General features: G+C 36.9%; 21 protein-coding genes. 2 read left to right on the plus strand and 19 right to left on the minus strand.

All coding sequences use genetic code 11. The features are described 5' to 3' along the window. Position 1 precedes the first annotated feature (1 nt). The 14 genes from DN064_RS01805 to DN064_RS01870 form a co-directional block, all read right to left on the minus strand. Positions 2 to 1,756 carry an arylsulfatase gene (locus DN064_RS01805; RefSeq protein WP_157962199.1) on the minus strand — a complete coding sequence of 585 codons (1,755 nt, stop codon included), beginning with the start codon at positions 1,754 to 1,756 and terminating at the stop codon, positions 2 to 4. Positions 1,757 to 2,056: 300 nt separating this feature from the next. Further along, a complete protein-coding gene (locus DN064_RS01810) occupies positions 2,057 to 2,941 on the minus strand; it encodes a lysophospholipid acyltransferase family protein (protein ID WP_115460895.1) in 885 nt (294 codons plus the stop codon). Positions 2,942 to 3,202: 261 nt separating this feature from the next. Continuing rightward, the gene (locus DN064_RS01815) at positions 3,203 to 3,739 is read right to left on the minus strand and encodes a GNAT family N-acetyltransferase (RefSeq protein WP_115460896.1); all 537 of its coding nucleotides are present in this window, start codon (positions 3,737 to 3,739) and stop codon (positions 3,203 to 3,205) included. Positions 3,740 to 3,904: 165 nt separating this feature from the next. Further along, positions 3,905 to 6,082 (minus strand): tetratricopeptide repeat protein, encoded by a 2,178-nt coding sequence (locus DN064_RS01820; protein ID WP_115460897.1) that lies wholly within the window; start codon positions 6,080 to 6,082, stop codon positions 3,905 to 3,907. Positions 6,083 to 6,346: 264 nt separating this feature from the next. After that, a complete protein-coding gene (locus DN064_RS01825) occupies positions 6,347 to 7,138 on the minus strand; it encodes a DUF6090 family protein (protein ID WP_115460898.1) in 792 nt (263 codons plus the stop codon). Beyond that, positions 7,135 to 7,902, minus strand: a complete 768-nt coding sequence (locus DN064_RS01830) for a DUF6090 family protein (RefSeq protein WP_115460899.1) — start codon at positions 7,900 to 7,902, stop codon at positions 7,135 to 7,137. The genes DN064_RS01825 and DN064_RS01830 overlap by 4 nt, the downstream gene beginning before the upstream one ends. A gap of 228 nt (positions 7,903 to 8,130) precedes the next feature. Next, positions 8,131 to 8,643: a hypothetical protein gene (locus tag DN064_RS01835; protein ID WP_115460900.1), complete on the minus strand. Its 513-nt coding sequence runs from the start codon at positions 8,641 to 8,643 to the stop codon at positions 8,131 to 8,133. A 220-nt stretch (positions 8,644 to 8,863) separates the two neighbouring features. After that, complete coding sequence (locus DN064_RS01840; protein WP_115460901.1) at positions 8,864 to 9,292, minus strand: protein-export chaperone SecB; 429 nt, start codon at positions 9,290 to 9,292, stop codon at positions 8,864 to 8,866. A 4-nt stretch (positions 9,293 to 9,296) separates the two neighbouring features. Beyond that, a complete protein-coding gene (locus DN064_RS01845; protein WP_115460902.1) occupies positions 9,297 to 9,539 on the minus strand; it encodes a hypothetical protein in 243 nt (80 codons plus the stop codon). Between the two features lies 1 nt (position 9,540). Then, positions 9,541 to 10,077: a hypothetical protein gene (locus DN064_RS01850; protein WP_115460903.1), complete on the minus strand. Its 537-nt coding sequence runs from the start codon at positions 10,075 to 10,077 to the stop codon at positions 9,541 to 9,543. Positions 10,078 to 10,311: 234 nt separating this feature from the next. Next, entirely contained in the window at positions 10,312 to 11,061 is a 750-nt protein-coding gene (locus tag DN064_RS01855; protein ID WP_115460904.1) for a hypothetical protein, read from the minus strand. 153 nt (positions 11,062 to 11,214) lie between these two features. Then, complete coding sequence (locus DN064_RS01860; RefSeq protein ID WP_115460905.1) at positions 11,215 to 11,571, minus strand: hypothetical protein; 357 nt, start codon at positions 11,569 to 11,571, stop codon at positions 11,215 to 11,217. Next, positions 11,559 to 12,041, minus strand: coding sequence for a hypothetical protein (locus tag DN064_RS01865; RefSeq protein WP_157962200.1), 483 nt, complete (start codon positions 12,039 to 12,041; stop codon positions 11,559 to 11,561). Before DN064_RS01865 ends, DN064_RS01860 begins: the two co-directional genes overlap by 13 nt. A 125-nt stretch (positions 12,042 to 12,166) precedes the next feature. Continuing rightward, positions 12,167 to 13,021 carry a hypothetical protein gene (locus DN064_RS01870; protein WP_115460907.1) on the minus strand — a complete coding sequence of 285 codons (855 nt, stop codon included), beginning with the start codon at positions 13,019 to 13,021 and terminating at the stop codon, positions 12,167 to 12,169. A gap of 312 nt (positions 13,022 to 13,333) precedes the next feature. Here DN064_RS01870 and DN064_RS01875 point away from each other — a divergent pair, with 312 nt between their 5' ends. Next, the gene (locus DN064_RS01875) at positions 13,334 to 13,666 is read left to right on the plus strand and encodes a single-stranded DNA-binding protein (protein ID WP_115460908.1); all 333 of its coding nucleotides are present in this window, start codon (positions 13,334 to 13,336) and stop codon (positions 13,664 to 13,666) included. A 41-nt stretch (positions 13,667 to 13,707) separates the two neighbouring features. Here DN064_RS01875 and DN064_RS01880 read toward each other — a convergent pair whose 3' ends face one another. The 3 genes from DN064_RS01880 to DN064_RS01890 form a co-directional block, all read right to left on the minus strand. Continuing rightward, a complete protein-coding gene (locus DN064_RS01880; RefSeq protein WP_115460909.1) occupies positions 13,708 to 14,997 on the minus strand; it encodes a T9SS type A sorting domain-containing protein in 1,290 nt (429 codons plus the stop codon). A 42-nt stretch (positions 14,998 to 15,039) separates the two neighbouring features. Continuing rightward, a complete protein-coding gene (locus DN064_RS01885) occupies positions 15,040 to 16,392 on the minus strand; it encodes a T9SS type A sorting domain-containing protein (RefSeq protein WP_115460910.1) in 1,353 nt (450 codons plus the stop codon). A gap of 668 nt (positions 16,393 to 17,060) precedes the next feature. Next, complete coding sequence (locus DN064_RS01890; RefSeq protein WP_115460911.1) at positions 17,061 to 17,582, minus strand: ferritin; 522 nt, start codon at positions 17,580 to 17,582, stop codon at positions 17,061 to 17,063. A 139-nt stretch (positions 17,583 to 17,721) separates the two neighbouring features. Between DN064_RS01890 and DN064_RS01895 the strand changes: the two genes are divergently transcribed. Next, positions 17,722 to 20,307, plus strand: coding sequence for a phosphoenolpyruvate carboxylase (locus DN064_RS01895; protein WP_115460912.1), 2,586 nt, complete (start codon positions 17,722 to 17,724; stop codon positions 20,305 to 20,307). Here the strand turns inward: DN064_RS01895 and DN064_RS01900 are convergent. Beyond that, positions 20,304 to 21,206, minus strand: coding sequence for a histone deacetylase family protein (locus DN064_RS01900; protein WP_115461358.1), 903 nt, complete (start codon positions 21,204 to 21,206; stop codon positions 20,304 to 20,306). The genes DN064_RS01895 and DN064_RS01900 overlap by 4 nt on opposite strands. A gap of 10 nt (positions 21,207 to 21,216) precedes the next feature. Beyond that, positions 21,217 to 23,700 (minus strand): hypothetical protein, encoded by a 2,484-nt coding sequence (locus tag DN064_RS01905; protein WP_157962201.1) that lies wholly within the window; start codon positions 23,698 to 23,700, stop codon positions 21,217 to 21,219. Positions 23,701 to 23,865 lie beyond the last annotated feature (165 nt).

Raw genomic sequence — 23,865 nt, forward strand, 5'->3', positions numbered from 1 at the left:
CTTATTCGCTAGCGGCTTTAAATGGATTCCATGCTGCATCAACTTCCATAATATTATTCTCTTTAGCGTAACCAGCATATAATTGCTTCATTTCTTCAAACATTTCTGACATATCTTCTTCTAAAGCGTTCATTTCAGAGGGATCGGCTACTACATCGTACAGATGCCATTCACCATCTCCAAACATTCCTTCACGTACTTTCATCAATTTATAATTTCCTTTCATTAAATAGCCATTACCAAATAACTCGAAAGCATACCATTGGTCGTTAGACCTTACTATATCAGAATCACCTTCTAAAAATGGTCTTGCGGTAACACCAGATGGTTTTACAACATTACGGTCTTCATATGTTGTTCCTGGATGAGAAACCCCTGCATAATCCAAAATAGTCATAGGTAAATCTTTAACGGACATGACCGCATTTGAAATCTGTCCAGAGCGGTCATAATTCTCTGAAAATGCGCCAGGCGGTACAATCATCATAGGAACACGAATCCCACCTTCACCAATAAACCATTTCCACCATTGCAATCCTCCTGTTGCAGCATTAGCCCATGAAACACCGATTGTATGTTCGGAGTCTCCGGTTCCAATTGCCTCAAAACTTTGATCAAATTGTGTTTCAATCCATTTTGCCATTTCTGGATTACCAGTTCTTGGGTGTGTTGCCTCAAATCCTTCTGGTCCATTATCTGTTACATAAATTACCAAGGTATTATCTAATTGACCAGATTCTTTTAGATAATCTAAAATCTGTCCTGTTCTATTGTCTTGATCTTCAATCATAGCGGCATACGTCGCCATTACTTTTGCTTGTATTTTTTGCTCTTCATCTGATAAGCTTTCCCATTTATGAGTTATCTCGTTAAACTCTGGTTCAATCGCGGTTTCAGTAATTAATCCTTTACTTTTTAAACTTTCGTATCTCGCTTTTTTAAGGCCTGCATAGCCCAAATCCAAATACTTTTGGTAGTGTTTATCTATCATATCAGCAGGTGCCTGAATGGGGAAGTGGGCAGTTGTAAATGCCATATAAGCAAACCAGGGTTTGTTATTAGCATGTCCTTCCTTGATAAAATTCAGCATATGCTCGGTGTATAACTCACCAGAATACACTCCTTCAGGTCTATCAAAATGCTCTCCATTTAATGTAAAATGTTCTTTTCTTTTAACATTCAAACCGTTAGGGTCGCTGAAGTCTGGCGTCATTGCTAAATCGTTCCAATGATTAGACCCTCCTGAGAGTATTCCAAATTCTTTAGTAAACCCCCAGGAAAGAGGACCTACACCTCCGGCAGCTTCACCACCTAAGTGCCACTTTCCAGATTTATACGTTTCATAACCCGCATCTTCTAGTAATTGCGCTATAGTTACTGTATTATCTGTCAAGTATCCCTCATATCCAGAGACACCTTTAGTTGGTGGATAAAAGGAATAGTCAAAAGATCCTAATCCAACCTCTATATTATTGCACCCCGTCATTAACATGGCTCGCGTAACGCTGCATACAGGTGAGGCGTGAAAGTTTGAAAAACGAACTCCAGCATCAGCTAGGCGATTCATATTAGGAGTAGGTATTTCAGATCCAAACGCTCCTAAATCTCCAAAGGCAATATCGTCGCCTACCAAGAGTAAAATATTGGGTTGCTTTTGTTCAATTTGACCTGTCGCTATTGATTTTTTCTTATCCGAGGATTGTCCACATCCTGTCACAAACAATGCTAAAAAAGTAAGGAAAAATAGGTCTCTCATAATTTTGATTGTATTAATTCTTAATAACAATTTCATTTTATTTATGATTTAGCAAATTGTAGGATTTATAAAGACATCCAACTGTTATCGCTATACCCCTGTTGAGTTATTGTGGGTTGTATAAGTGGGTTGATGTTTAAAGCTAAGAAATTATTTGAACTTGCTTCGTCGACCTAATGGGGTATGGCCGGTATTATAGCAAATGTCATTCTTTTATATATCGGTCTAAATCCTTGTTAGTAATAAGAAAGAGATTGACTTCAAAATCTAAGCGCTAATACAGAGCATAAAATTTGGACACTATATGATCCGATCAGTCTTGTGTTCAGACTTATGGCGTTTCCAACGTCTATGAGTCCACAACCAATATTGCGGAGCGGTCATGATATCCTTTTCCAAGTGCTTTGTAAAGGCGCTGGTAATTTCTCCTTTTTTAAATTTGCTATGGTCATCTGAGACAAGCTTAAAAACTATTTTATAGTGCCCCCGAGACACCTTTATATTTGAGCCTGCAATGATGGGTATATCAAATTCCCTTGCCATTCTTTCAGCACCGTAAGCTACGGCTGTTTCTTGATTTAAAAAGCTCGTAAAATGTACTAATTGTGTTTTTGTTGGAGACTGATCACTTCCAAAAATCACTGCAAACTGTTCTCCTTTTTGCGTTTTCATTTTTTTAAGAATCGGATCAATTCGCAGCATATGTAGTCCATATTTGGAGCGGCTAGCTGTAATCTTTTCGTTCCAAAACTTATTTTTTAAGGGAGAATAAAGCGCCATAGGAGTGTGTTTGATTTGCCCAGAAATGGCCAGTGCAAATAACTCCCAATTGTTGTAGTGTCCACCTACCAAAATAACACTCTGTCCTTCGTTAAAATAACGTTCCAACAATTCTGGATTAACGATTTTCATCCGTTTCTTGGAAGCTGCTTCAGAAATGGTAAAGTTCTTTATGCTTTCTACAATGATGTCACAAAGGTGCCGGTAAAAGGATTTTTCAATTTCACGTATCTCAACTTCTGATTTTGTAGGGAATGAATGTGTCAGATTCTCTCTCACCACAGCCTTTCGATACCCAAATACTCCATAGATGGTGGAGTACAAGCCATTAGAAATACCATATAAAACAGACAATGGTAAGCGCGATATTGGCATTAGTAGCAAGTAGTAGATAAGTTTGTTCATGATCGCGTGATCTTAGCCATGGCAAAAGCGGTGAATGTAGTTGTTTTTTGCGAATTACATACGACAAATGAATAGTACTTTATGTAATATTTAATTTTGCCGAGTCTTAGCCAAGAGGATCTATTGTGAACGGTATTGTATATGAAAAGTAGCGGATTATACACCACCATGCTATCTGATAGCAAGTTACTTATAAAAATGCAAAAACGGCTCAAGTATACACCCGAACCGCTATTGCCTAAACACATTGTTAGCCTTAGTTTATTCTATTTTCTTAGTCATCATTATATAGTCATGCGAAGCACCATCAATTCTAAACATGTCTTCAACTTCTCCAACCTTTTCAAATCCTAATTTGACATATAACCTAATTGCTGGATTATTTCCCGAAAGTACCCATAAGTCAATTCGTTCTATTTCCGTTTCTGTTCGAACCCAACCGATCATTGTTTCTATTAATAATTTTCCTAAACCATCTCTTCTATAATCACGATGCACGCCCATTCCCATAACAGCTCTATGGTTCGTATAACTTTGGTTATGCGATTTTATGTCGATATGACCAATTATATCGTTCTTTTTGTTCTCAGCAATTAAAACACGTCTCCAGCCTAACTTATTAACTGAAACAAATTGTCCTCGTTTAAAGCTTTGAATTAGTTCATTCGATAAACTCAAGTTTTCTCTAGAAATTGGCAGAAATAAAGGAGAATTCCTTTTGCCATTATCAGAGATGTGGTCATTGAGATACATGAAGAAATCATCAATTCTTTCTCTTGTCAAATGCCTTATTTCCATTTCCCAATCATTAGTTTATCGTTTTTTTCTCAATTAAGGCTAACGGTCTGGTATATAGGTCGTTTCAATGACCTATATACATTGTTGGCAATAGTATTTTATTTTCATTTTGAAGCTTAATAGACAAACCTCTAAATTAATGAATTTCAAATTTTATAATTGAAACTAAGTTGATACCAATTTAATGACTTCAACAGGCTCCGATCGGCCTTTGAGTTGTATTGGACCAACCGATTCAAAAATGTAGTTTTCAATATCGTTAAGATCATTAAGCACTTCTTTAGATAAAAGCAATTCCGATTTAAACTGCTTATTCAATTGCTCGATGCGCGATGCTAATATGACCGTATTTCCGGTAACTGAATATTGCCTTCTTTTAGCAGTACCCACATTTCCCGTTACGATTTCTCCTGTATGTAATCCAATTCCAATTTTGGTATCAATTAATTGACCAGATAAACATCGCTCCTCGAGTTCTTTGAGTATTTTTAAGGATGCATTAACCGCATTTTGGCTATGATTCCCTGGGGAGGCTGGTGCTCCAAAGGATGCTAAAAATCCATCACCCATAAACTGGTTGATGATGCCATTATGCTCGCTAATAATATCAATCATAAATCCAAAAACGTCATTTTGATACTGGTTTATTTCTACAGCATCTCTTGATTCAGAAAATGGCGTAAAATTTCTTATGTCAAGAAACATGATACAGGCTCGTAATTTATTAGCTCCAGATTTGTAAGAATCAGATAATAGCTCCTTAGCTACCTCTGGAGATACTTGCTGACTAAACAAGGTCATGGCTTTTTTCTTATTCTCTATTTCAAAGGCATTGCGCTCTTTTAAGTACCTGTTGGCCGTTTGCTTTTGTCGGTACCCATAATAAATAACACCAACTAAAAGCATAAGTAAAATAGCACCTATGATCAATGCGTCCTTGGTGCTTTCTGATTTTTCTAATTTTATTTTATCGATCGCTTGCTTTTTTGAGAATTCCAAGCTGTCCGCTAATTGTTCTTTTTTAAACTCCATTTGTTGAAGTTTTGTTGCGGTTTCTTTGAGATTAAGACTTTCATCTAACAGTCTTCTTTTTTCCAAATAAAATAAAGCTTCATTTACTTGACTTGTCTTTTTGTAAGCATCATACAGACATTTACAAGCATCTCTTTGCGCTAAAAGATCATTGATTGATAAGGCCAATTGGTACCCTTTTTGGCAGTTTTTTATGGATTTAGAGAAGTTGTCTTGGGCAAGATAAACCACTCCTATATTTATTTTGGATCTAGCCATGCCATTTTTGTCATTGATCGTCTTTTGAATGTTTAAGCTTTGAGTGTAATACTCCAATGCCTTTTTATGATCACCAAGATTATTGTAAACAAGTCCTATACAGTTAAGGTCGTTCGCAACACCAGCTTTATCATCGAGTTGCTCATTAATGGCCTTACTTTGTTTAAAATAGTTCAAAGCTTGGTCATAATCCCCTTGATTTTGCGATATAAGTCCAATATTATTTAGGATTTCAGATAGCCTATATTGGTTGCCTTGGTCTTTATAAAAATTCAATCCTTTGTTGAAATACTCCAAGGCTTTAGTATCGTCACCTTGGTCAAAATAGACCGTACCAATATTGATTTGAAAATCCGCAACACCACTTTGATCTCCAAGCTGTTCGTTAATCCGTAGTCCCTTATTATAACAATTGATTGCTTTTGGGTAATTGCCTTGAATAGAATAAATCACACCAGTACCCGCAAGAGAATTAGCAATACCTTTTTGATTATTAATCTCCTCGTTAATTTCAATACTTTGTTTGTAACACTTCAGTGCTTTTGTGTTATTACCAGTTCTTCTGTAAATAATTGCCATATTGTGAAGCGTACTGGCAATATTTTTTTTGTCATTTTGCTTTTTATAAAGCTCTAAACTCTTTTCTTGAAATTCCATTGCTTTGGAATACTCACTTTTATTCTTATATATAATACCTTGGATGTTATAGCCAAAATTTTTGGCTTTTGGATATTTATGATCCTCCCCATATTCCACGAGATTTTTTGCTAAAACTAGGGCAGAATCTGGATTAGAGTATAGAAATCCTTCCCAGATATATTTATAGTAAGCTTTTGCACGAACCGAGTCGACTTGAGCTTTATCTTGCCATATTGCGTGCAATGAGTCGAGTTGGGTTTGCGCATTTACACTAATCCCTGAAGAATAAGATAGAACTATTAAAATGAGCCATTTAAGACTGACATAATGAATTGTGATTTGATTTTGTATCGGTATACGAATTCTAATATCAAGTAGTTCGGTGGTCAAGGTAATAAAGAGCTTTTTTTGCATTTTAATGTTTGTGCATTTGACAGACAGAGGAAGTTGGGATTTCAATTCAAATTGGCCAAAGTCACCATCGTATTATATTTGATTTCTCTTTTTATTCAATTTTTTTAATTCAGTTTTTCAAGATTTATTGCCAACGGTCTCGGCTATGATTTCGTTGTGGAATCATCCGCCGGATGAGTCCGCTGGTAAGTCAGCCGTTGATTAATACCTAAATTTTGGTGTGGCACAAAACCACAATGAATTATAGCCATTGTTGTGCTTTCGTTATTTTATTTCTTCATTTATAATATCCAATATCTGCGTTATTCTATCTCTTAGAATAAATGCTTGCTGTTGCGTATTTCTATTTGTTACAATACACCTTACCAGATGATCTTCATAATCAGGGTTGTCGAGAAGAACATTAATATCAGCAAAGTGTTTTGAATTTCCTATTTCTTTTATTTCAGATGCCCTGTTTTCCTGATTAATCAAGAATGTATATAGTAGATTAGTTTGCATAGCTTTATTTCGAAGTGATCTTACCTGATAATTTTTTATTAAAAATGGAATGTAAATTTCATTTCTGTACTTAGCCCAGGTTTGTTCACCTTCTGTAACTTGCACAATTTCACTGGTCCATAAAGAGAGTAATGCCTTTAAGCTATCATTTCTAATCAATCTCAAATTTCCTGAGGTTGCCAGATCATTTATTATCGGGTCGAAGGTAGTATAAGGGATAGTTTTTGCTATGTGCATTTCTACACTATCAACATTTCTGATGGCTGGGTGATCTATATTACTTAGCAATTGAATAGTAGAATTCATTATATAGCTTCTAATTCCAATTTTTTCATCCAATTGCTTAAGATTACTTTTGAATTCTGATTGTAGTTGCTTTAATATGGCTTGTTCTGATATTCGATCTATTCTAGATTCATTCCAATTATTGATTTGAAGAGCAATTAAAATTCCAAAGACAACAAGAATAATCTCTCCAATAGCATATTTTAGATATTTTCCAGTTTTACCTTCTGAAAGTAAATTTTGTCTAATTTTTCTAAAGAACTTGATCATTTAATATTTTTTTCAATGAGGTTTAATGTGTCATGTAGGTAATCCTCTATTTTTTTATAATTATCCAAAATATAAACAAGGTTCAAAGCATTATTGTAAAGTTCATTTTCAAATTCGACTGTCCTTAATGTAGTGTTTTGATCTAATTTGAAATTAGAAGGAGAGACTTGTGGAATGTCAAGTCGTTTCATTAAGAAATTTGGAATGCCTATATTTCTTAAAGTTGTTTTGTCATTTAACGAAGGAATAAAAAAATTGAACATATAATCGTAGAAAATTTCAATATCATCTTCCGAATCTGCTACTATAAATGACCAATTGGAAATACGTTTCCTTAGCTCGACATCTTTAATAATATTAAGTGAACCAGTATTTATAATTTCATCTACTGAGGCAGAATTTAGATCTAAGGAATAAAAACCATTAATAATAGAATTAAGAAGAGCTTCTATCTCTTTGGGCTTTAATTGACTGCTATCTTTAACAATTTCTAGAAGTCTTACAGATGATTTATACGATTCCTCTGTGCCTTCATAAATTCTATTCAATTCGGTAATATTTTCACGAAAATCGGAATGTAAATTCCTTAAAATCGTTTGTTCACGATTATCCTCAATTCTGCTGTTATTCCAGTTGTTTACCTGTAAGGCCAATAGAATGCCTATCATAACGAGAAGGATTTCACCAATGGCATATTTAAAGTACTTTCCAGTTTTTCCTTCTGAAAGTAAATTATGCCTAATTTTTCTAAAGAATTTTATCATTGGTTAGCGGTTGGTTATAATGAAGCACAACGGTTTAGCTATGGTGTCGTTGCGGTTGGCAACGCAGCGTAGCGCCACTCCGGTCTGCTTTGTTATTTCTAACCGGTAGCGAAGTGCGTTGCATTACGCAAATATTCATGCTTAAGTTTATAGATTAAATGTAGGAATAAATTTCATATGAAGTAGGCAATTAGCAATGCATTATAGGTGGTGTTATCTGCTGGCTTTTTATTTTTCGTCCCTTATTCTTCTCAACGCTTTTATTTCTGCTTCAAGCTCAGTCAATCCTTTTTTTAAGTTATCCTTTCTGAGTTTGTCCCAGAGAGCTTTTTTTTCTTTTTCGTTTAATGAGCTCAATAATTCAGGAGAGGGTGGGGGGATAGCATGAATAGTAGGTTTGGCAAAACTTCTACTCAGTCCGCATCTATTCAATTTTAAAATTCCGTCCTTTATATTTCCGTAAATAATCCATTGACCTTTTTCGGTAATGACGGGATGACAATATTCCCAGTTTTTCCCAGCATAGATCAATTCTTCGTTATCCTCGGCATTCAGAGATTCAGTGACCTTGATTTTAAAGGTCGAATTGCTTTTGTTAACCTCTATAACTTCTCCAATAAAAATCAGTTCGGCATTTTCGATTTCCAATTTCTGTAATTCGCTCAGAGTTTTAAGAGCGCAAGTGCAAGCGATACTTTTTAGCGAAATCAAAATAAATAGAATCCATAAGTTTTGTTTCATCAGAGTAGTTTTGGCTTGCAGATAACGGTTTGGCTATGATGCGTTGCGGTTAGCAGCGCAGCGTAGCGCCAATCCGGTCTGCTTTGGTTTTCTAACCGGTAGCGGAGCGCGCTGCATGTTCTCAACGTTCATGCATTTATTTAAGACTAAATGTAGGAAATAATCTCCAACTTAGAGGGGGAGTAGCTATGCATTATAGCCGTTGTTGTGTGTAGTTATTTTAGTTTTGAGGAATATCAATTATTTCCTCCAAATCACCTTGAAAAAGTTGTGGTGGAATTGTCAAAGTGCCAATTACATTTCCTAAATTCCCAGTTAATGTAGAAATGAACGAGCGAACATAAGGAAACATTATAGCTGGGGCATTTAGATTAACAAATGATTTTTTTGTTGCATCATCGGTATCTTTTCCTAATTCAAAAGTTCCAACCGCTACAATAAATAAACTAAAATTCTTTTCGGATTCTAAATTAATTTCTTGGACAATTCTAAAAAAATCAGGATGCTCTTTTGGATAATGAACCTTAGGATTAAAATTCATTTTAATGTCCATTCCTTCTGTTGTTGGATTTACTTTATCGGATTGAAAATTAACTACAGGAAAGTCTACACCGTGAAACTTTAATTTTATTTGTTTATTAATATCCATTAAGTTAGGCAGCCAATTTTGGATTATAGGAAGTGTCAAATGAGTTAACTTCTATTTCAAAGTTAAACGAATTGGATACTGTAACTTTTATTGATTCTTCATTTGAAATTTGACATAACTCACCTTCACCAAAAGATGAAAGAAATTTTTTGAGTCTTTTCTCTTTTAGCCAATTAGTCAAGCTCTCTTCAGTTTCTAATGAAAGAGCTTTGTCAAGTTTCTCTTCTAATTTTCTTAAGTCTAACATCTTAATTTAGATTTATACACTCTTCTGTTGTTAGGAGTGCAAAGGTACGTATTATTTGGTTTTCATAAACAACTAACTGAATACGCTTTCTGTAAGCAAATGTAAATTTTTTATTTTTGTATTGAATAGGCTTAACTAACAAATGCCTATCGTTTGTGGGTAAATCTTGAAATAAGATACCACATACTTCATTCCAAGTACCTCTTTCTTTAAAGTAATCATTTAATTCTTTAAGAGTCGGTTTTTCATTTGTCTTCTTTATGAAAGTCATAGCAACTTTTTCCAATTGTCTTAACCAAAAACGATAATGTTCTTCATTAAAAACTGTATCAAGAACATTTTCTAAATCAATATCACTTTCATATATTTCATAAAATCCAGTTGCTTTTTTAGCCGTATTTCCCCAATATTCTGCATCAAATAACTCATACCAAAAGTATATTCCCTCACCAAGCCAAGCATCATCTCTTGTACATGGAATTGGTTCAGTCAAAGTATGGATTCGACTTTCTTGTGTATGAAATAATTTTTTAACCATATTGAAATATAGTATTTAGTTTTTAATTACACACAACGGTTTAGCTATGATGACGTTGCGGTTGGCAACGCAGCGTAGCGCCAATTGCGCAGCTATTGGTTTTTCTAACCGGTAGCGAAGCGCGTTGCATTACGCAAATGTTCATGCTTTAGTTTATTGATTAAATGTAGGAATAAATATCAAATCACCTAAAAAGTAGCAATGCATTATAGGTGTTGTTGTACGCAGTTTTTATTAAGAGTCGACTGAGTCAGAGACTATTTTGACGACATTAATTACATTAATTGTACTAATAACACACAATTCCGCAAATCTTTTATCTGCATCTAATTTATGGGTTGTTTTATTCATTACGTCTACTGAGTCAGAAACTAGATTAATACTTGATTCTGCCACTTTACGTAATTCTTTGTTGGATTTTCCCTTTAATTCTGTCGCCACATATGTGTTTAGTTGATTTTTGAATTTGCCATCATAAACTTCTATTTTCGGATCATTTGGAACGTGCTTCTCTTTAATAAAAACCTCACGAGCCAGTTTGTCCATTATTGTTCTTGATGTATTTCCAATATTTTGGTAGTCAACTGAGTCAACACTCTTTTTCAATGAATCAACTAATTTTTTTTGAAGTTCATTTATTTCGTCCCATTGTGTTTTGACCAATACAACGTCGATTTGATTTACTTCAAGTTTTGACATATCTAAAATCCAATCAATTGAATCAATCATGTAATCCGTGGATTTGTTGATACGCTCTTTTGTTTCTTTTTCAAAAAGATATTTTGACTCGAAATATTTATAATATATACTTGGAATAGTATATATCTTAAGGTCATATGCATTCGGGAATTGCCTGTGATTCCAGTGTTCCTTAAATACGAACCGAGAATTATCAATGATCTCACAATGAAGGGTCTCATTCAACGCTTTAGAAATCTCTTTGAGAATATGTTTAATCTTGGTATTTGTTGATTTTCCAATCATTATTTTAATTGCGTACAACGGTTCGGCTATGATTTCGGCGTGGAATCGTTCGTAAGAACTATTCCGCAGTAAAATCAGCCGTTTGTATTGTTTTAGTATTCATATTAGTTCTCCAGCCACGCTGAATTATAGCCATTGTTGGCAATAGTGTTTTTATTTTATTTTTTCAGTTAATTCAGCAACAATATTCCTCAAATCCTTTTCTTTTGTCAAGTCAAAAATGTCATTTAAATAACTTATACTTTCTAATTCCCAAGCATTTTGTAAAACGTTCTGTTTATAATGTCTTGAAAGTTTATTTAAACTTGATTTAGTTATTATTCCACCAACGGTTTTTTCTAACGCGGAAATAAAGCTATCTAATGTGTCAAAAGATGTTCGCCAATCTCTTTCCGCTTCAAGGATTTTTTGAGCAATCTTTTTGTCGACTTCAGTTGCAGTTTGACTTTCCGCAACGAAGTCAAATAATTGGTCAAAAGTCAAGTTGTTATAATCTCTTAGAATGGCCATCCATTAATCATTTTATAATTCGTTTTCGGGTCAAATTCAATTCCGATTTCTTTTTTCGGATTCCATTGTTGATTTATATAGTCCGCTGGATTGTTGGTTATGTCAGTCCAGTTAGTGTTTGGGAAAACATAAAGTTTCCAATGGTCAGAATCCCAAGTGCCATACAGTTTTTCATTCGGCAAGTAGAGTAGGATGTATGCAGGGTCGAAATGTTCGCATTGGTCAGTCAGATTAATTGAGGGGATTTCGTAATAAGATTTTCCGCTAATATTTCCTTCAATCCATATTTTTCCGAGTTCCAATTTGTCAAAGTCAACAATTCCGACAAAGTCAGGTTCCACAGTTTTGTGGTCGTAAATCAATTCCGATTTTGCTTTTAGAAATTCAGTTAAGTCTTTGGGTAAATCCATATTCTGTCCAAATATTGGGTAGGCAATTAAATAAACTAAGATTATGATTCCTTTGCGCATTTCTGACATTATTGCCAACGGTCTCGGCTATGATTTCGTTGTGGAATCATCCGCAGGATTATTCCGCTCGCAAATCAGCCGTAGATTTATACTTTTATTTTGGCGTGGTACAATACCACAATGAATTATAGCCATTGTTGTAACCAGTATTTTTTTCTCAATTTATTTAGTTTCACTTTTTTTTCACTTCTATACTCGTACGAATCTGAATAATAATCGTCTTGGTATAATTTTAGATTATCCCAATTCGAGAAACTCTGATTGTCTTTATCTGAACGATAAGTCGGTATTACCTTTAAATTTCCAACTTTTTCGAAGTTTATTTCAGAGTTTTTGTAGTGTTGTGCGTAGTACCAACTTATTTGTTCTTTCGGTTTGAACTCTTTGCTGATTTGCTGTTCAAGTGCAAACAGAATATTTGCTTTTTCAAAGTCCTGTGCGGTAGGTTTATCCGACATTTTTATATCAGTAACTGCAATTAAATTAAGTCCGAATTCAGACTCTTTTTCTGATTCAAGTACAAATGCTCCACAATAATCGCCATCACTTAATCTAAAGGCTAAACAATCTCCTTTTTCGAAAATAGCATCTCTTAATTTTTTTACTTTTCTTTTTCGAGCGGTTTTCTTTTCGATTGATATTTTTTTTAGAAAGTCTACTAAAACTTTTCTTCGCTTGGTCAAATCCGATTTCGAAGCGTCAAGTTCTTTCCATAATTCAATGTCCTTTTCGGATTCCACAATGTCTTTAATTCGACTGTAGATTTTCGGGTCAAGAGCTTTACATTCCCATTGAGATTTTGCTATAGTAATCCAAAAATTATTTTCGTCTTCGTGAGAGTTAATTAATTCTTTATTTTCTTTAATTAACTTTTCGGTTATGGCAGAAACTTCCATTCCTTGATTGTATAATTCAAAGAATTCATAATTGATGTCTTCATAAACGTCATTTGAAGAAATTCCTGTTCCCCAAGTTCCCATAGGCGTTTTTCAATATTGGTTACAACAATTTGATAAACACAATTGTGTTTATATACGTTATATTTTTCCTACTAAGATACATTCTTTTTTTAGGTCTGGAAACTCACGGTATTCTAGTTAAACCATAGGATGCAGTGGATTTTAGTCACCCCTTTCAAGCAACAACAAACGACAACAAATAATTACAAATGAAATTAAACAGCTACCTACCGACTGTGCTTTTTGACCCAACGCATCTTTGCCTTGTCGGTAAAAACTACCGGTAGTATTAACTGTTTAACCCGCCTGTAAAGGGCATTAAAATTTTAAATTATGAACACGCTAAGAAACAAAGTACAGTTGATTGGAAACCTTGGAAACGAACCAGAAATCATCACCTTAGACTCGGGTAAAATGCTGGCAAAATTTGCCATTGCTACCAATGAGAGCTACAAGAATGCTAAAGGAGAACGTATCACGGATACCCAATGGCACAATATTGTGGCCTGGGGAAAGACCGCCGAAATTGTGGAGAAGTATGTAGGTAAGGGTAAAGAAGTGGCTATTGAAGGCAAGCTCACCTCCAGAAGTTACGAAACCAAGGAGGGTGAAAAACGCTACGTCACCGAGGTAGTGTGCAACGAACTATTGATGTTAGGTAAATAAAAAAAGCGGCTTTAAGCCGCTTTTTTTCTGTTATAAATGAGTTACTGTTTTACAAATTTAATGGTGCTTTGGTCACCAGAAGGTGATGTAAGCTGTACAAAGTATACCCCATCTTCTAAACGCGATAGTCCGGAAATGGTTAGTTGATTTCCTGAAGCTACTTGTTTAGCTTCCATAACGCTTTGTCCTGCCATATTAATAATAGCCGTGTCCAATGTAAGTCCCTGTAGGTTGTTACCAATTTGCAATTGCAAACGATTTCTTACCGGATTTTCTATTAGAGCTACGTCTAAATCATTGTTTGATCCTGTACTTAAGGTAGAACACAAGGCCCAACCCATATCTTCAAAAAAGCCAAGGGTTACTGGCCCGGGATTATGGTTAGCCTCACCAGGGGATACCGTTTCAGTCATTAAGGAATTAATGTTCACAGACGGAAAAACCGCAGAATCCCAATGGTCGTAACTTTTAAAGAAATCAAAGGTACCTGGATTGTATGTTTTGGGTTTGGTTCCAGAATTTTCAGCTGTGGCATTGGTGCCATTGCTAAACAAATTATCACTTGTTAACTGTGTGTGCAAGTCGGTTGATGGGTCTGCAAAACTTAAAATAGCAGCACCCGATCCATTCTCTATAAAACGATCATAGATGGATGGGAAACCTGTTCCAGAATCGCGAATGGAACCTTCCGTACCATCCGTAATTCCAAATCCAATAAAACCTAGACCATGACCAATTTCATGCAATACCAAGGTTACAAAGTCAATCTCATCAACAGGCGGATTGGCATCTGTACCGTAATAAAAATCCATTGAGTCATTAAAACTAATTAGGATATCTACAGAGTCTGTACCTCCAATTTCGGATCCTGTTATCTGCTCAGCCAAAGCTCTGGCATACAAAGTATCCGGTACTCCAGATCCTGATATGGTAAAGTAACCGTTGGGTTCTGTAAAGGCCACAAGACTGCTCGCTAAATTTGTGAACTCCACACTTATATTAATGGGCACTGTGGATTCAATGGAGTTTTCCCAAATCTCCATGGCAAAATTAAACGCTGTATCGGCACCTGCTGGAAACGCTGTGGTAAAAGTAACTTTCAAATCCGAGCAGGCACTGCGGGCACCAGACATGGTTGCTACCAATTCTGGGCTTCTGGGTACAGATGCCGGATTGGAAATGATTTTTAGCTGATGTTGACTCACCGCATGCGGCACGTCATAAGGGCCTTCAACCGTAATTGATTGCGACCAGCCTAAAGCAGTGGTCATGACAAATGCCAAGGAGAAACATAAGAGTCGATTCAAAGAATTCCTACTAGTAGTTTTCATAGGATAATAGATTTAGTTAGTGCTTAATATGGTTTAAAGGACTTAGCCTTTAATGATTTTCTTTGTAATGATTTGATTGGTATTGGAGTTTTCTATTTGTAAGAAATACATATTGGATTCTAAGCCATCAAGATTAGTTAGATCAATAATACCATCAAGCGCGGCTTCAGTTTTTTCATAAATTAGTTTTCCCATAATGTCATAGATCCTTAGGTTTAATTGATCGAATCGCGCATTAGCAGGAACTCTAATTTTAAGTTCATTAGTAAATGGCACTGGGCTCACACCAAAATTATCAGCTACAAACTCTTCGGTGCTTAACGAAGCACACAGACCCCAGCCCATGTCTCCAAAGAAGGCGATGGTAATGTCTCCAGGATTGTGATTAGGGCCGTCGTAACTTGGGGTCATCAGGTTATTATCGTCATCTCCTTCGTAGGTGCCTTCATCCCAATGACTGTAACTGGATCCACCACTAAAACTTCCAGGCGCATATATTTTTGCAGGAGTCCCCCCGTTGGCAAGAACGGTCTCAGGGGAGTTACAAAACAGGTCGTTCCCTGTTAATTCATTGTACATAGCATTAGAATCATCTGCAATGTCTGTAATGGCGGTTCCGCCCCCAGTTTCAATAAAACTTGAATAAACTCCGGGTCTGGCCCCAAGGAATACCGATCCTGTAAACGGATTAACGTTGGTGTCTACAGAAGCAAACCCTATAAAGCCTAGACCATGGCCAATTTCATGGAGTACCACGCTTACAAAATCTCTTTGGCCACCCGGTGGGTTGGCATCAGTACCATAATACCAATTTACGGCGGCATTGGAATTAAAACTGGCACTTATATCCACAGAATCCATGGTTAAACCATTGGTATCCTCACCGGTTAGCTTTTCATAAAGCGCCTGTGGATACCATAAGTTGGGATCGACTCCGGCAGTTACACCATCGGTAAAAACACCATTGGTTCCGGCCTGCCCAAGAGTTATGGATCCACCTGAGGATCCCCCAAGATCTTCAAACGTAGCATTGATTCTTATTTCCCATGACGACTCAATGGTGTGTGACCAGATGTCTACGGCATACTGAAAAGCCGCCTGAGCCTCAGGATTTCCACCAAAACCAATATAATTGACTATAAACGTGGCACAAGGGGTTTCGTTATTAGCAATTTTAGCCTTGATTTCTTCAGGGACATCACGTCTTGGCCGTAACTCTTTGCTAGGATCAAATTTATAAACACAAGCTGGGGTATGGATGCTTTGACGCATCACTCCACGTTCCTGCGCTGTATTTTGTAGGGGTATTAAGAGCGCAATAGTCATTAATATGCTGACTATGGGTGCGCCAAAGTAGGTGTTAATATGTGCTTTTTTTGAGTATTGGTATAGCATAATTATTCGGTTTAGTGTATCTAATCGTTTCAAAGATAACGTATAATGGCTAAAATTGCGTTAGGGGGTTTCAATTTTGTCCACAAAACAATTAAGATTTTTAGTTGAATAAAAAAACCCTCCAAAAGGGAGGGTTTTCAGTAGTTATTTGAGTTGTACTACTTAACAATTAGCGTGTATTGAGGTGTAGGATTGAGTGAACAAAAAAACACATACTCACCTTATTTCAGAGAAGTTGTATTGGAGCGTTCCTTGCTGCTATTTTCTACAACTTTAGTTACATAGGCCGTTTTAATATGAGCCTCAGGACTGGATTTAGGCGCCAATACAAAACCCACCTTTTATATGACACTTAAAATACCGTGGCAGAAATTTTATAAATATCTTGATGAGAATCTCCAAGTAATAGGAGTTACAGAACAGCTAACGGGTTAGGCTACTTTTTGGAGAAGATCAAAGCAAGGGCATTTTTTGCAACGCTTGCTTTCTGCCTTAGTGTATTTTTTACAGCACTTAGATTTAACTTTTCCTAAACTGTCCGGGCCTTTTAGCTCCAATTTTTTGATACGTTTGTCCTTGAGTTTAGCGCACTTTTTTTTGCCCATGTTTTACCTGAATAACACGGGCAAAAATAGTTATTTATAATTAATCTAATTAAACTTTAACATTTAAACCTGAGGGTCAGGTGCCGCGCTACTGACTACTGAGAGTTGCTGAATGTCACGATCAAATAGGTACAACCCACCTTTGTCATCACCAATCATATTAATCTTATCCAGAATGGTGCGTGCTGTGGCTTCTTCTTCAATTTGTTCAGAGACATACCATTGTAAAAAGTTATGAGTGGCATAGTCTTTTTCCTGAAGTGTGATGTGTACGAGCTCATTAATACTTTCAGAAACGAAGATCTCATGCTGTAGAAGTTTTTCGAACATTTCCCGGAAGGAATTAAAGGTCACATTTGGTGCGTTTAATTCTGATACATGAGCGTGTCCACCACGTTCGTTAATAAATTTCACCAACTTTAACATGTGTTCCCGCTCCTCATCGGATTGGTCGTACATAAAGTTAGATATACCTTCTAATCCTTTAACCTCAGCCCAGACGGCCATGGCCAAATATACCTGTGAAGATTCGGCCTCTATTCGTATTTGTTTATTTAATGCAGATTCAATTGTTTTTGACAACATAGCTTGTGTTTTTCGCAAATTTACGTACATAAAAATACAAAATGGCTAATTGTTGCACTCATAAGCTTTTAAATAGGCTAATTCAGATTTAATCTAATAACAGTTTAGTAATTTTATGAGGCTAAAACATTCACAGTCTATGGCTATACAACCTAAGCTCACCCGATTTAATACCAATGTACTTCAGAAATACCAGGTGTATAATGGCATATTTATGACCTTACCATTTGCCACCTTATCCAAGACTGTGGCCTTATTGCCTCTGTTTTATGAAACCTGTAAAAAGGGTTTTGAGGTTGGGGATGACCCTACGGAGATTGTGCAAACTTTTTTCATGAAGTACCAGGCCAGACGTTCGGCTAAAAGTCAAATTAATTTGCTCTTTCGTTTTATACAGTACATAGAGCGGCAGGTGGTATTGTTTGATGCCATTGAAGATGCAGCGTTTCCTATTGTAAATAATATGGAAGGATTGGGTACGCTTAGAAACTTGAAAGAGCGGGCGGTTGCCGAAAATAAAATCCCTCAGTTACAGGAGTTGTTGGAGGGGTTTAATGTGCGTATTGTACTTACGGCACACCCTACGCAGTTTTATCCTGGTGCGGTGCTTGGTATCATAACCGATCTTGCCAAAGCTGTTGAACAAGACAATCTATCTGAAATCAACAAGTTGTTAGCCCAATTGGGTAAGACTCCTTTTTTCAAAGACCGCAAACCAACTCCCTATGATGAGGCTGTTAATTTGATCTGGTATCTCAAGAACGTCTTCTACTATTCCTTTGGAAAGATTTACGATTACATTCAGCAGAATATTTTCGAAGAAGAACCGCTTAACAATTCCATCGTTAATATTGGCTTCTGGCCAGGAGGTGATAGGGACGGTAATCCATTTGTAACTCCGCAGATCACTTTGGATGTAGCCAAGAAACTCAAACAAAGTATTTTAAAAAAGTATATAAAAAATGTTAAGGATCTTCGCCGTCGACTGACCTTTAGAGGTATTAGAGAGCGCATCATTGACTTGAACCACCGCTTGGTAAATACGGTTCAGGAACGTTCCAGCTTACCGCATATATCGCTTGAGGAGTTTATTTCAGAGTTAAAGATCATACGTCAGATACTCATTGATGAGCACCAATCGCTTTATGTGGAGGAAGTAACGTCTTTGCTTAACAAATTGTGTTTGTTTGGATACCATTTTGCTAGTCTGGACATTCGTCAGGACAGTCGCGTCCACGATCAGATGTTTCGTGCTGTGGTTACTGAATCTATCGCTCAGGGTAGTGCGGTATTCCCTCAAAATTTCTTAGAAATGGAGCTGGATGCTCAGCTCCAACATTTGGCCTCGATCCAGGGATCACTTCAGGACATACAATTTAAGGATGAGATGGCTGTGAATATTTCTGAAACCATTAGAGCCATGAAGCAGATTCAGGAAACCAATGGGGAAGTGGCTTGTAATCGATACATTATAAGTAACAATCAGACTACTTTAAATGTCCTGCAATTATATGCCATGCTGAAGACTTTGGCCTTTGGAGATCAACTGACTGCAGATGTGGTACCCTTATTTGAAACGGTAACTGATTTAGAGGCCTCCCCAAAAGTGATGCAAGAATTGTATGAGAACCCGCATTATCGCGAGCATCTAAAAAACAGAGGGGACCAACAGACCATAATGCTAGGCTTTAGCGATGGTACTAAAGATGGGGGTTATCTGATGGCAAATTGGGCTATTTTTAAAGCAAAGGAAGCCTTGACTGAAATGTCAAGGGCTTATGGTATTGAAGTTATTTTCTTTGATGGTCGCGGTGGACCACCAGCAAGAGGCGGTGGTAAAACCCATCAGTTCTATGCCTCTCTTGGACCAACAATATCAGATAAGGAAATCCAATTGACTATTCAGGGTCAAACTATTAGTTCTAATTTTGGAACTGAGGAGTCCTCGCAATACAACATGGAACAGCTGATTAGTGCCGGTATTAATAATCGCTATAATGAGATGAATCTGGCTATGTCCGAGGAAGACAAGGCCGTCATGAACGAGCTGGCAGATTTAAGTTATCAGACCTATGTAGACTTTAAGAAGCACCCCAAATTTTTAGGTTATTTACAGCAAATGAGTACTCTTAAATATTATGCCAAGACCAATATTGGAAGCCGACCCTCCAAACGTGGTAAATCTAATGAGCTCGTTTTTTCCGACTTAAGAGCCATCCCATTTGTGGGTAGCTGGAGTCAATTAAAGCAAAACGTGCCTGGCTTCTTTGGGGTAGGTTCTGCGCTTAAAGTGTTTGAAGATCGAGGTGAGTTTGATAAGGTGACCCATCTATACGAGCAGTCTAAGTTTTTTAAGACCCTCATAGAAAACAGTATGATGTCATTAACCAAATCATTTTTTGACCTCACCAGGTATATGGCCGAAGACCCCGAATATGGGGCCTTCTGGAAGTTGATTCATAAAGAGTATGAAACATCCAAGCGTCTGATTCTAAAATTGACAGGCTATAAGGAGCTTATGGAGAATGAACCTGTAGGCAAGGCCTCTATACAAGTACGGGAATCCATTGTTTTACCCTTACTCACAATTCAGCAATATGCTCTTAAACAGCTTCAGGAGCTTGAGAAACAGCAGCCGAGAGATGAGGAGCAGATAGCAGTGTTTGAAAAAATGGTCACACGTTCACTTTTTGGGAATATTAATGCCAGTAGAAATTCTGCTTAAAAAAATATTTCCTGAGCCAACCTAAAGGTATTGGCATGGGCCTCTACTATAACTTTAATATCGGGAGAATAACCTCCACCCATGCTACACATCACTGGTATATGGTGCTCATGACAAAGTTCCAGAACAAAACGGTCTCTGGCCTTGCAACCTTCCAGACTAAGTCCCAGTTTCCCAAGTTTATCCGATGCCACTACGTCCACACCACAGAGATAGAATATAAAATCTGGTTGTTGTTCTTCTATGAGTTGTGGTAGTATGGCATTTAATTGGGTCAAATAGGTAATGTCATCGGTATCATTATCCAGGGCAATATCCAGGTCGCTTTTCTCTTTTTTAAACGGATAATTACTGCGGCCGTGCATTGAAAAGGTAAAGACAGAAGCATCGTTTTGAAAGATTTCGGCAGTGCCATTTCCCTGATGTACATCCAGATCAACGATCAGTATTTTTTCAGCTAAACCCTTGTGTTGAAGATATCGCGCTCCAATGGCCTGATCGTTTAGTAAGCAAAATGCTTCCCCTCGGTTGGTATAAGCGTGGTGTGTGCCTCCGGCAATATTCATGGCAATGCCATTTTGGAGCGCCGCTTCACAAGCTTTGATGGTGCCATCTGCAATAATGACCTCTCGTTCTACCAAAACCTCGCTCAAAGGAAAACCAATTTTACGGGCTGCCCTTTGATCTAAAGTAATATTAACCAGATCATAGTAATACTCGGGATCATGAACGGCTAGAATGTACTTGTCATTTGGGCGTTCAGGTTCAAAAAAGTTATCCTGGGTACAGGTTCCTTCGTGCAATAATTGTTCAGGAAGGAGCTCGTATTTCTCCATTGGAAATCGATGCCCATCAGGTAAGGGATGCCTGTAAATGGGGTGGTAGGCAATTTTTAACATCAAGTCACTTCTAATTAGAAACTTCTTTAATTTCAGAAATGAAGGAACCATCGCCCAAATACCCTTCAATAAATAGCTTCACGGGGACCTTTGGTTTCTTGATGTTGAATACCAATTGACTATTCTCAATTCGCGCATCTGGTTTCCAATCTACTACCCCATATTCTTGATAGAAATCATCGCGTTCACTTCGATATTTGGGTACATAGAAGCGTTTTTCTTTGGCAAAAGAAAGCGGTAATTGATACGCTGACGCCGAATTATCATAGGGACTTCCAATAGATGAGCCCCAATTGGAGTAAATCTTTATGACTCCAGCAGCTCCTCTAAACCCTTCACCAAATCCACGGCGGTTAATTTCTACATAATCGATATATAGTAGTGGGAACTGGTGTAACATATCGGGTTCTGGCATAAAGGACCCATCAAGGTAGATGGCCATAATTTTATTCCGATCACCTGGGTTAATGGGTTGGGTACCTGTATCAATGTTGTTGTCTGCCGAAAAGGCGTCTGTGCTTATAGTATTGATATTGGCCGAGGTATTACCACGAAGACCATATGAATAGCCATTATACACTCTAAATCCACCATTGGCTTCGTCAACATATAAGCCGTAATACCTCAGAAACTCCCCAATGGTATTGAAAGTGATGCGGGCATTGTCATCGATTATCTTAACATTGCCATAGCGGCCTTTTTGTAATTTCTTAAGTCTAACACGTTTGCGTTCAATTCTACTGGTAATAACAACCGCATCCAATTCCTGAAGATCTTCTGGGTTATTGAGTTGAACGGTATTGTCATTGAGTGCTTCCTTAAGTTGATACAAAGGCTTAGGGCCTAACATTCTGGTCTCTACCTTTGCATTAGGAATACTGTTAGGGAAGGACTGTAAATACAAATTAGAGGATTTATTTCCTGTTGAGGTGATTTCTGAAAAATGAATGGTATTGGTACCCACCGGAAAAATATTCTCGGCCACGAATTTAGTCTCATTAGCCGATACTGTATAAAGTTGCGGTTCGTCACCTGAAACCGAATGTAGTAAGAAGGTTTTCTCTCCCTTGTTCAAACTACTGTTGACATTACCATTAATTTCAAGACCTTGTTCATATCGATTTAGAAACAGGTGCTCTTCTTTAAAAATATCCTGCCAATCAAAGCTGCTCCATCCCTGAGTTAATAATAAGTTGTCTAATTCTGCTTCTTTTGCTGGGGTGACATCTCTAAAATAATAGTCAGCACGTTCGATAGATCCTTTTACATAGGGTCTCAGATAAACGGAGGAAACGATGTTATTATGGCGGTTATAGGTTTGCGTGTTTTGAGGTAAGACAGAAACGCTCACATGATTAAAGAAATTGGGTTTAATAGTGTTGTATGTCAATTGTAATTGGAGCGAATCTTTGTTTTTTTCGGCCACTAAATCGCTGCTTTTCCTAATTTTTAATCCATTGTAGTTAAAGAATAAACGTTCGGCAATAGGTTTTCTTCTTGAATTTAATATGGTAAAAACAAGGACCCCAGGTGGCAGATTCTGTAAATCAAAGCCTTTGGATATGGAAGCCTCTGCACCAAAACTAAAATCTACTAATTTTATAAATTCACCATTGTGCACGGCTAAATGAAATGTTTGATTTCCTAAAGATTGCTGACTTTCTGTATTGGTAGCTATTTGAGCAATCAATCGTTTTCTAACCTTATTTAGGGATAATACCATCCCATTTGTTTCTACGAGTTCTGTAATGGGATAGCTAAAGGTCTCATTGAGGCAATTAACTTTTACGGTATAGCTGGATTGTGATTGAGGGACAAAGCTAAATTGCCCAATTCCCATGCGATCTACTTTAAAATCGGTTAAGGCCTTGTTATTACTATCGTAAACAACTCCAGTGGCATAAGGAATGCCGTAGCCTTTATGATCTTTAATAATCACACCAACTTTATTAATGACATCTGCTAATAAATGCCCTCCTTCCGGAAGAAATTGAGCGTCAGGCTCTGTTTCTACTAGTTCTGTCTCTACATAATCCTGTTCATCTGGGTTGAGTACGTCAAAGGCCTCTGAATAAATAGCCTGCTCATTAAAATTCAATGACCAGTTGGTATAGGCTTTTAGTATGTATGTCCCAGTTGAAAATGCGCTATCAATTTGCACAGAATTGGAGGCCACACCATCAACCACATGAAGCAACATTTGCTTAATGGGCTTTTGATTAGCGTCTTCAATACTTAGATATAAATTGGATGAAAAGGAGGTAAGTGCTTTTGTTTTTTTATCGAATACATAGGCTGTAAATCCTAAGTCTTCTCCTTGGATAAAAGTAGACTTGTTAAGGTGTACATAAATAGCTTCCTGATTGATACTAGCATAGTTGTCATAATACGTTTTAATAACCTTTTCTTGAGAAAAACTCAAGGTGCTTAAACATAGAAATAATAGGAATAATGGGGACTTACGGAAAGTGTTTTGTAATAAAATCGCGCTCATAATCAAACTTCTTTTTTACGAAGTTAAAGATTATGAGCGTATTTTAATAACTCTTTTAGAGGCTTTTAACCTAGTTTAACACCAAGGTTTTTTCTTCATACACAGTCATACCATCTGCGTCGATACCTTCAATAAATAAGGTGATTGGCACTAAGGGCTTTTGGA

The organism is Winogradskyella aurantiaca (genome assembly GCF_003362725.1).
Lineage (GTDB): Bacteria > Bacteroidota > Bacteroidia > Flavobacteriales > Flavobacteriaceae > Winogradskyella_A > Winogradskyella_A aurantiaca.

Coding starts and splice junctions, on each gene's coding strand:
- DN064_RS01805 (WP_157962199.1), bottom strand. CDS start 1,756: ATGAGAGACCTATTTTTCCTTACTTTTTTAGCATTGTTTGTGACAGGA.
- DN064_RS01810 (WP_115460895.1), bottom strand. CDS start 2,941: ATGAACAAACTTATCTACTACTTGCTACTAATGCCAATATCGCGCTTA.
- DN064_RS01815 (WP_115460896.1), bottom strand. CDS start 3,739: ATGGAAATAAGGCATTTGACAAGAGAAAGAATTGATGATTTCTTCATG.
- DN064_RS01820 (WP_115460897.1), bottom strand. CDS start 6,082: ATGCAAAAAAAGCTCTTTATTACCTTGACCACCGAACTACTTGATATT.
- DN064_RS01825 (WP_115460898.1), bottom strand. CDS start 7,138: ATGATCAAGTTCTTTAGAAAAATTAGACAAAATTTACTTTCAGAAGGT.
- DN064_RS01830 (WP_115460899.1), bottom strand. CDS start 7,902: ATGATAAAATTCTTTAGAAAAATTAGGCATAATTTACTTTCAGAAGGA.
- DN064_RS01835 (WP_115460900.1), bottom strand. CDS start 8,643: ATGAAACAAAACTTATGGATTCTATTTATTTTGATTTCGCTAAAAAGT.
- DN064_RS01840 (WP_115460901.1), bottom strand. CDS start 9,292: ATGGATATTAATAAACAAATAAAATTAAAGTTTCACGGTGTAGACTTT.
- DN064_RS01845 (WP_115460902.1), bottom strand. CDS start 9,539: ATGTTAGACTTAAGAAAATTAGAAGAGAAACTTGACAAAGCTCTTTCA.
- DN064_RS01850 (WP_115460903.1), bottom strand. CDS start 10,077: ATGGTTAAAAAATTATTTCATACACAAGAAAGTCGAATCCATACTTTG.
- DN064_RS01855 (WP_115460904.1), bottom strand. CDS start 11,061: ATGATTGGAAAATCAACAAATACCAAGATTAAACATATTCTCAAAGAG.
- DN064_RS01860 (WP_115460905.1), bottom strand. CDS start 11,571: ATGGCCATTCTAAGAGATTATAACAACTTGACTTTTGACCAATTATTT.
- DN064_RS01865 (WP_157962200.1), bottom strand. CDS start 12,041: ATGCGCAAAGGAATCATAATCTTAGTTTATTTAATTGCCTACCCAATA.
- DN064_RS01870 (WP_115460907.1), bottom strand. CDS start 13,021: ATGGGAACTTGGGGAACAGGAATTTCTTCAAATGACGTTTATGAAGAC.
- DN064_RS01875 (WP_115460908.1), top strand. CDS start 13,334: ATGAACACGCTAAGAAACAAAGTACAGTTGATTGGAAACCTTGGAAAC.
- DN064_RS01880 (WP_115460909.1), bottom strand. CDS start 14,997: ATGAAAACTACTAGTAGGAATTCTTTGAATCGACTCTTATGTTTCTCC.
- DN064_RS01885 (WP_115460910.1), bottom strand. CDS start 16,392: ATGCTATACCAATACTCAAAAAAAGCACATATTAACACCTACTTTGGC.
- DN064_RS01890 (WP_115460911.1), bottom strand. CDS start 17,582: ATGTTGTCAAAAACAATTGAATCTGCATTAAATAAACAAATACGAATA.
- DN064_RS01895 (WP_115460912.1), top strand. CDS start 17,722: ATGGCTATACAACCTAAGCTCACCCGATTTAATACCAATGTACTTCAG.
- DN064_RS01900 (WP_115461358.1), bottom strand. CDS start 21,206: ATGTTAAAAATTGCCTACCACCCCATTTACAGGCATCCCTTACCTGAT.
- DN064_RS01905 (WP_157962201.1), bottom strand. CDS start 23,700: ATGAGCGCGATTTTATTACAAAACACTTTCCGTAAGTCCCCATTATTC.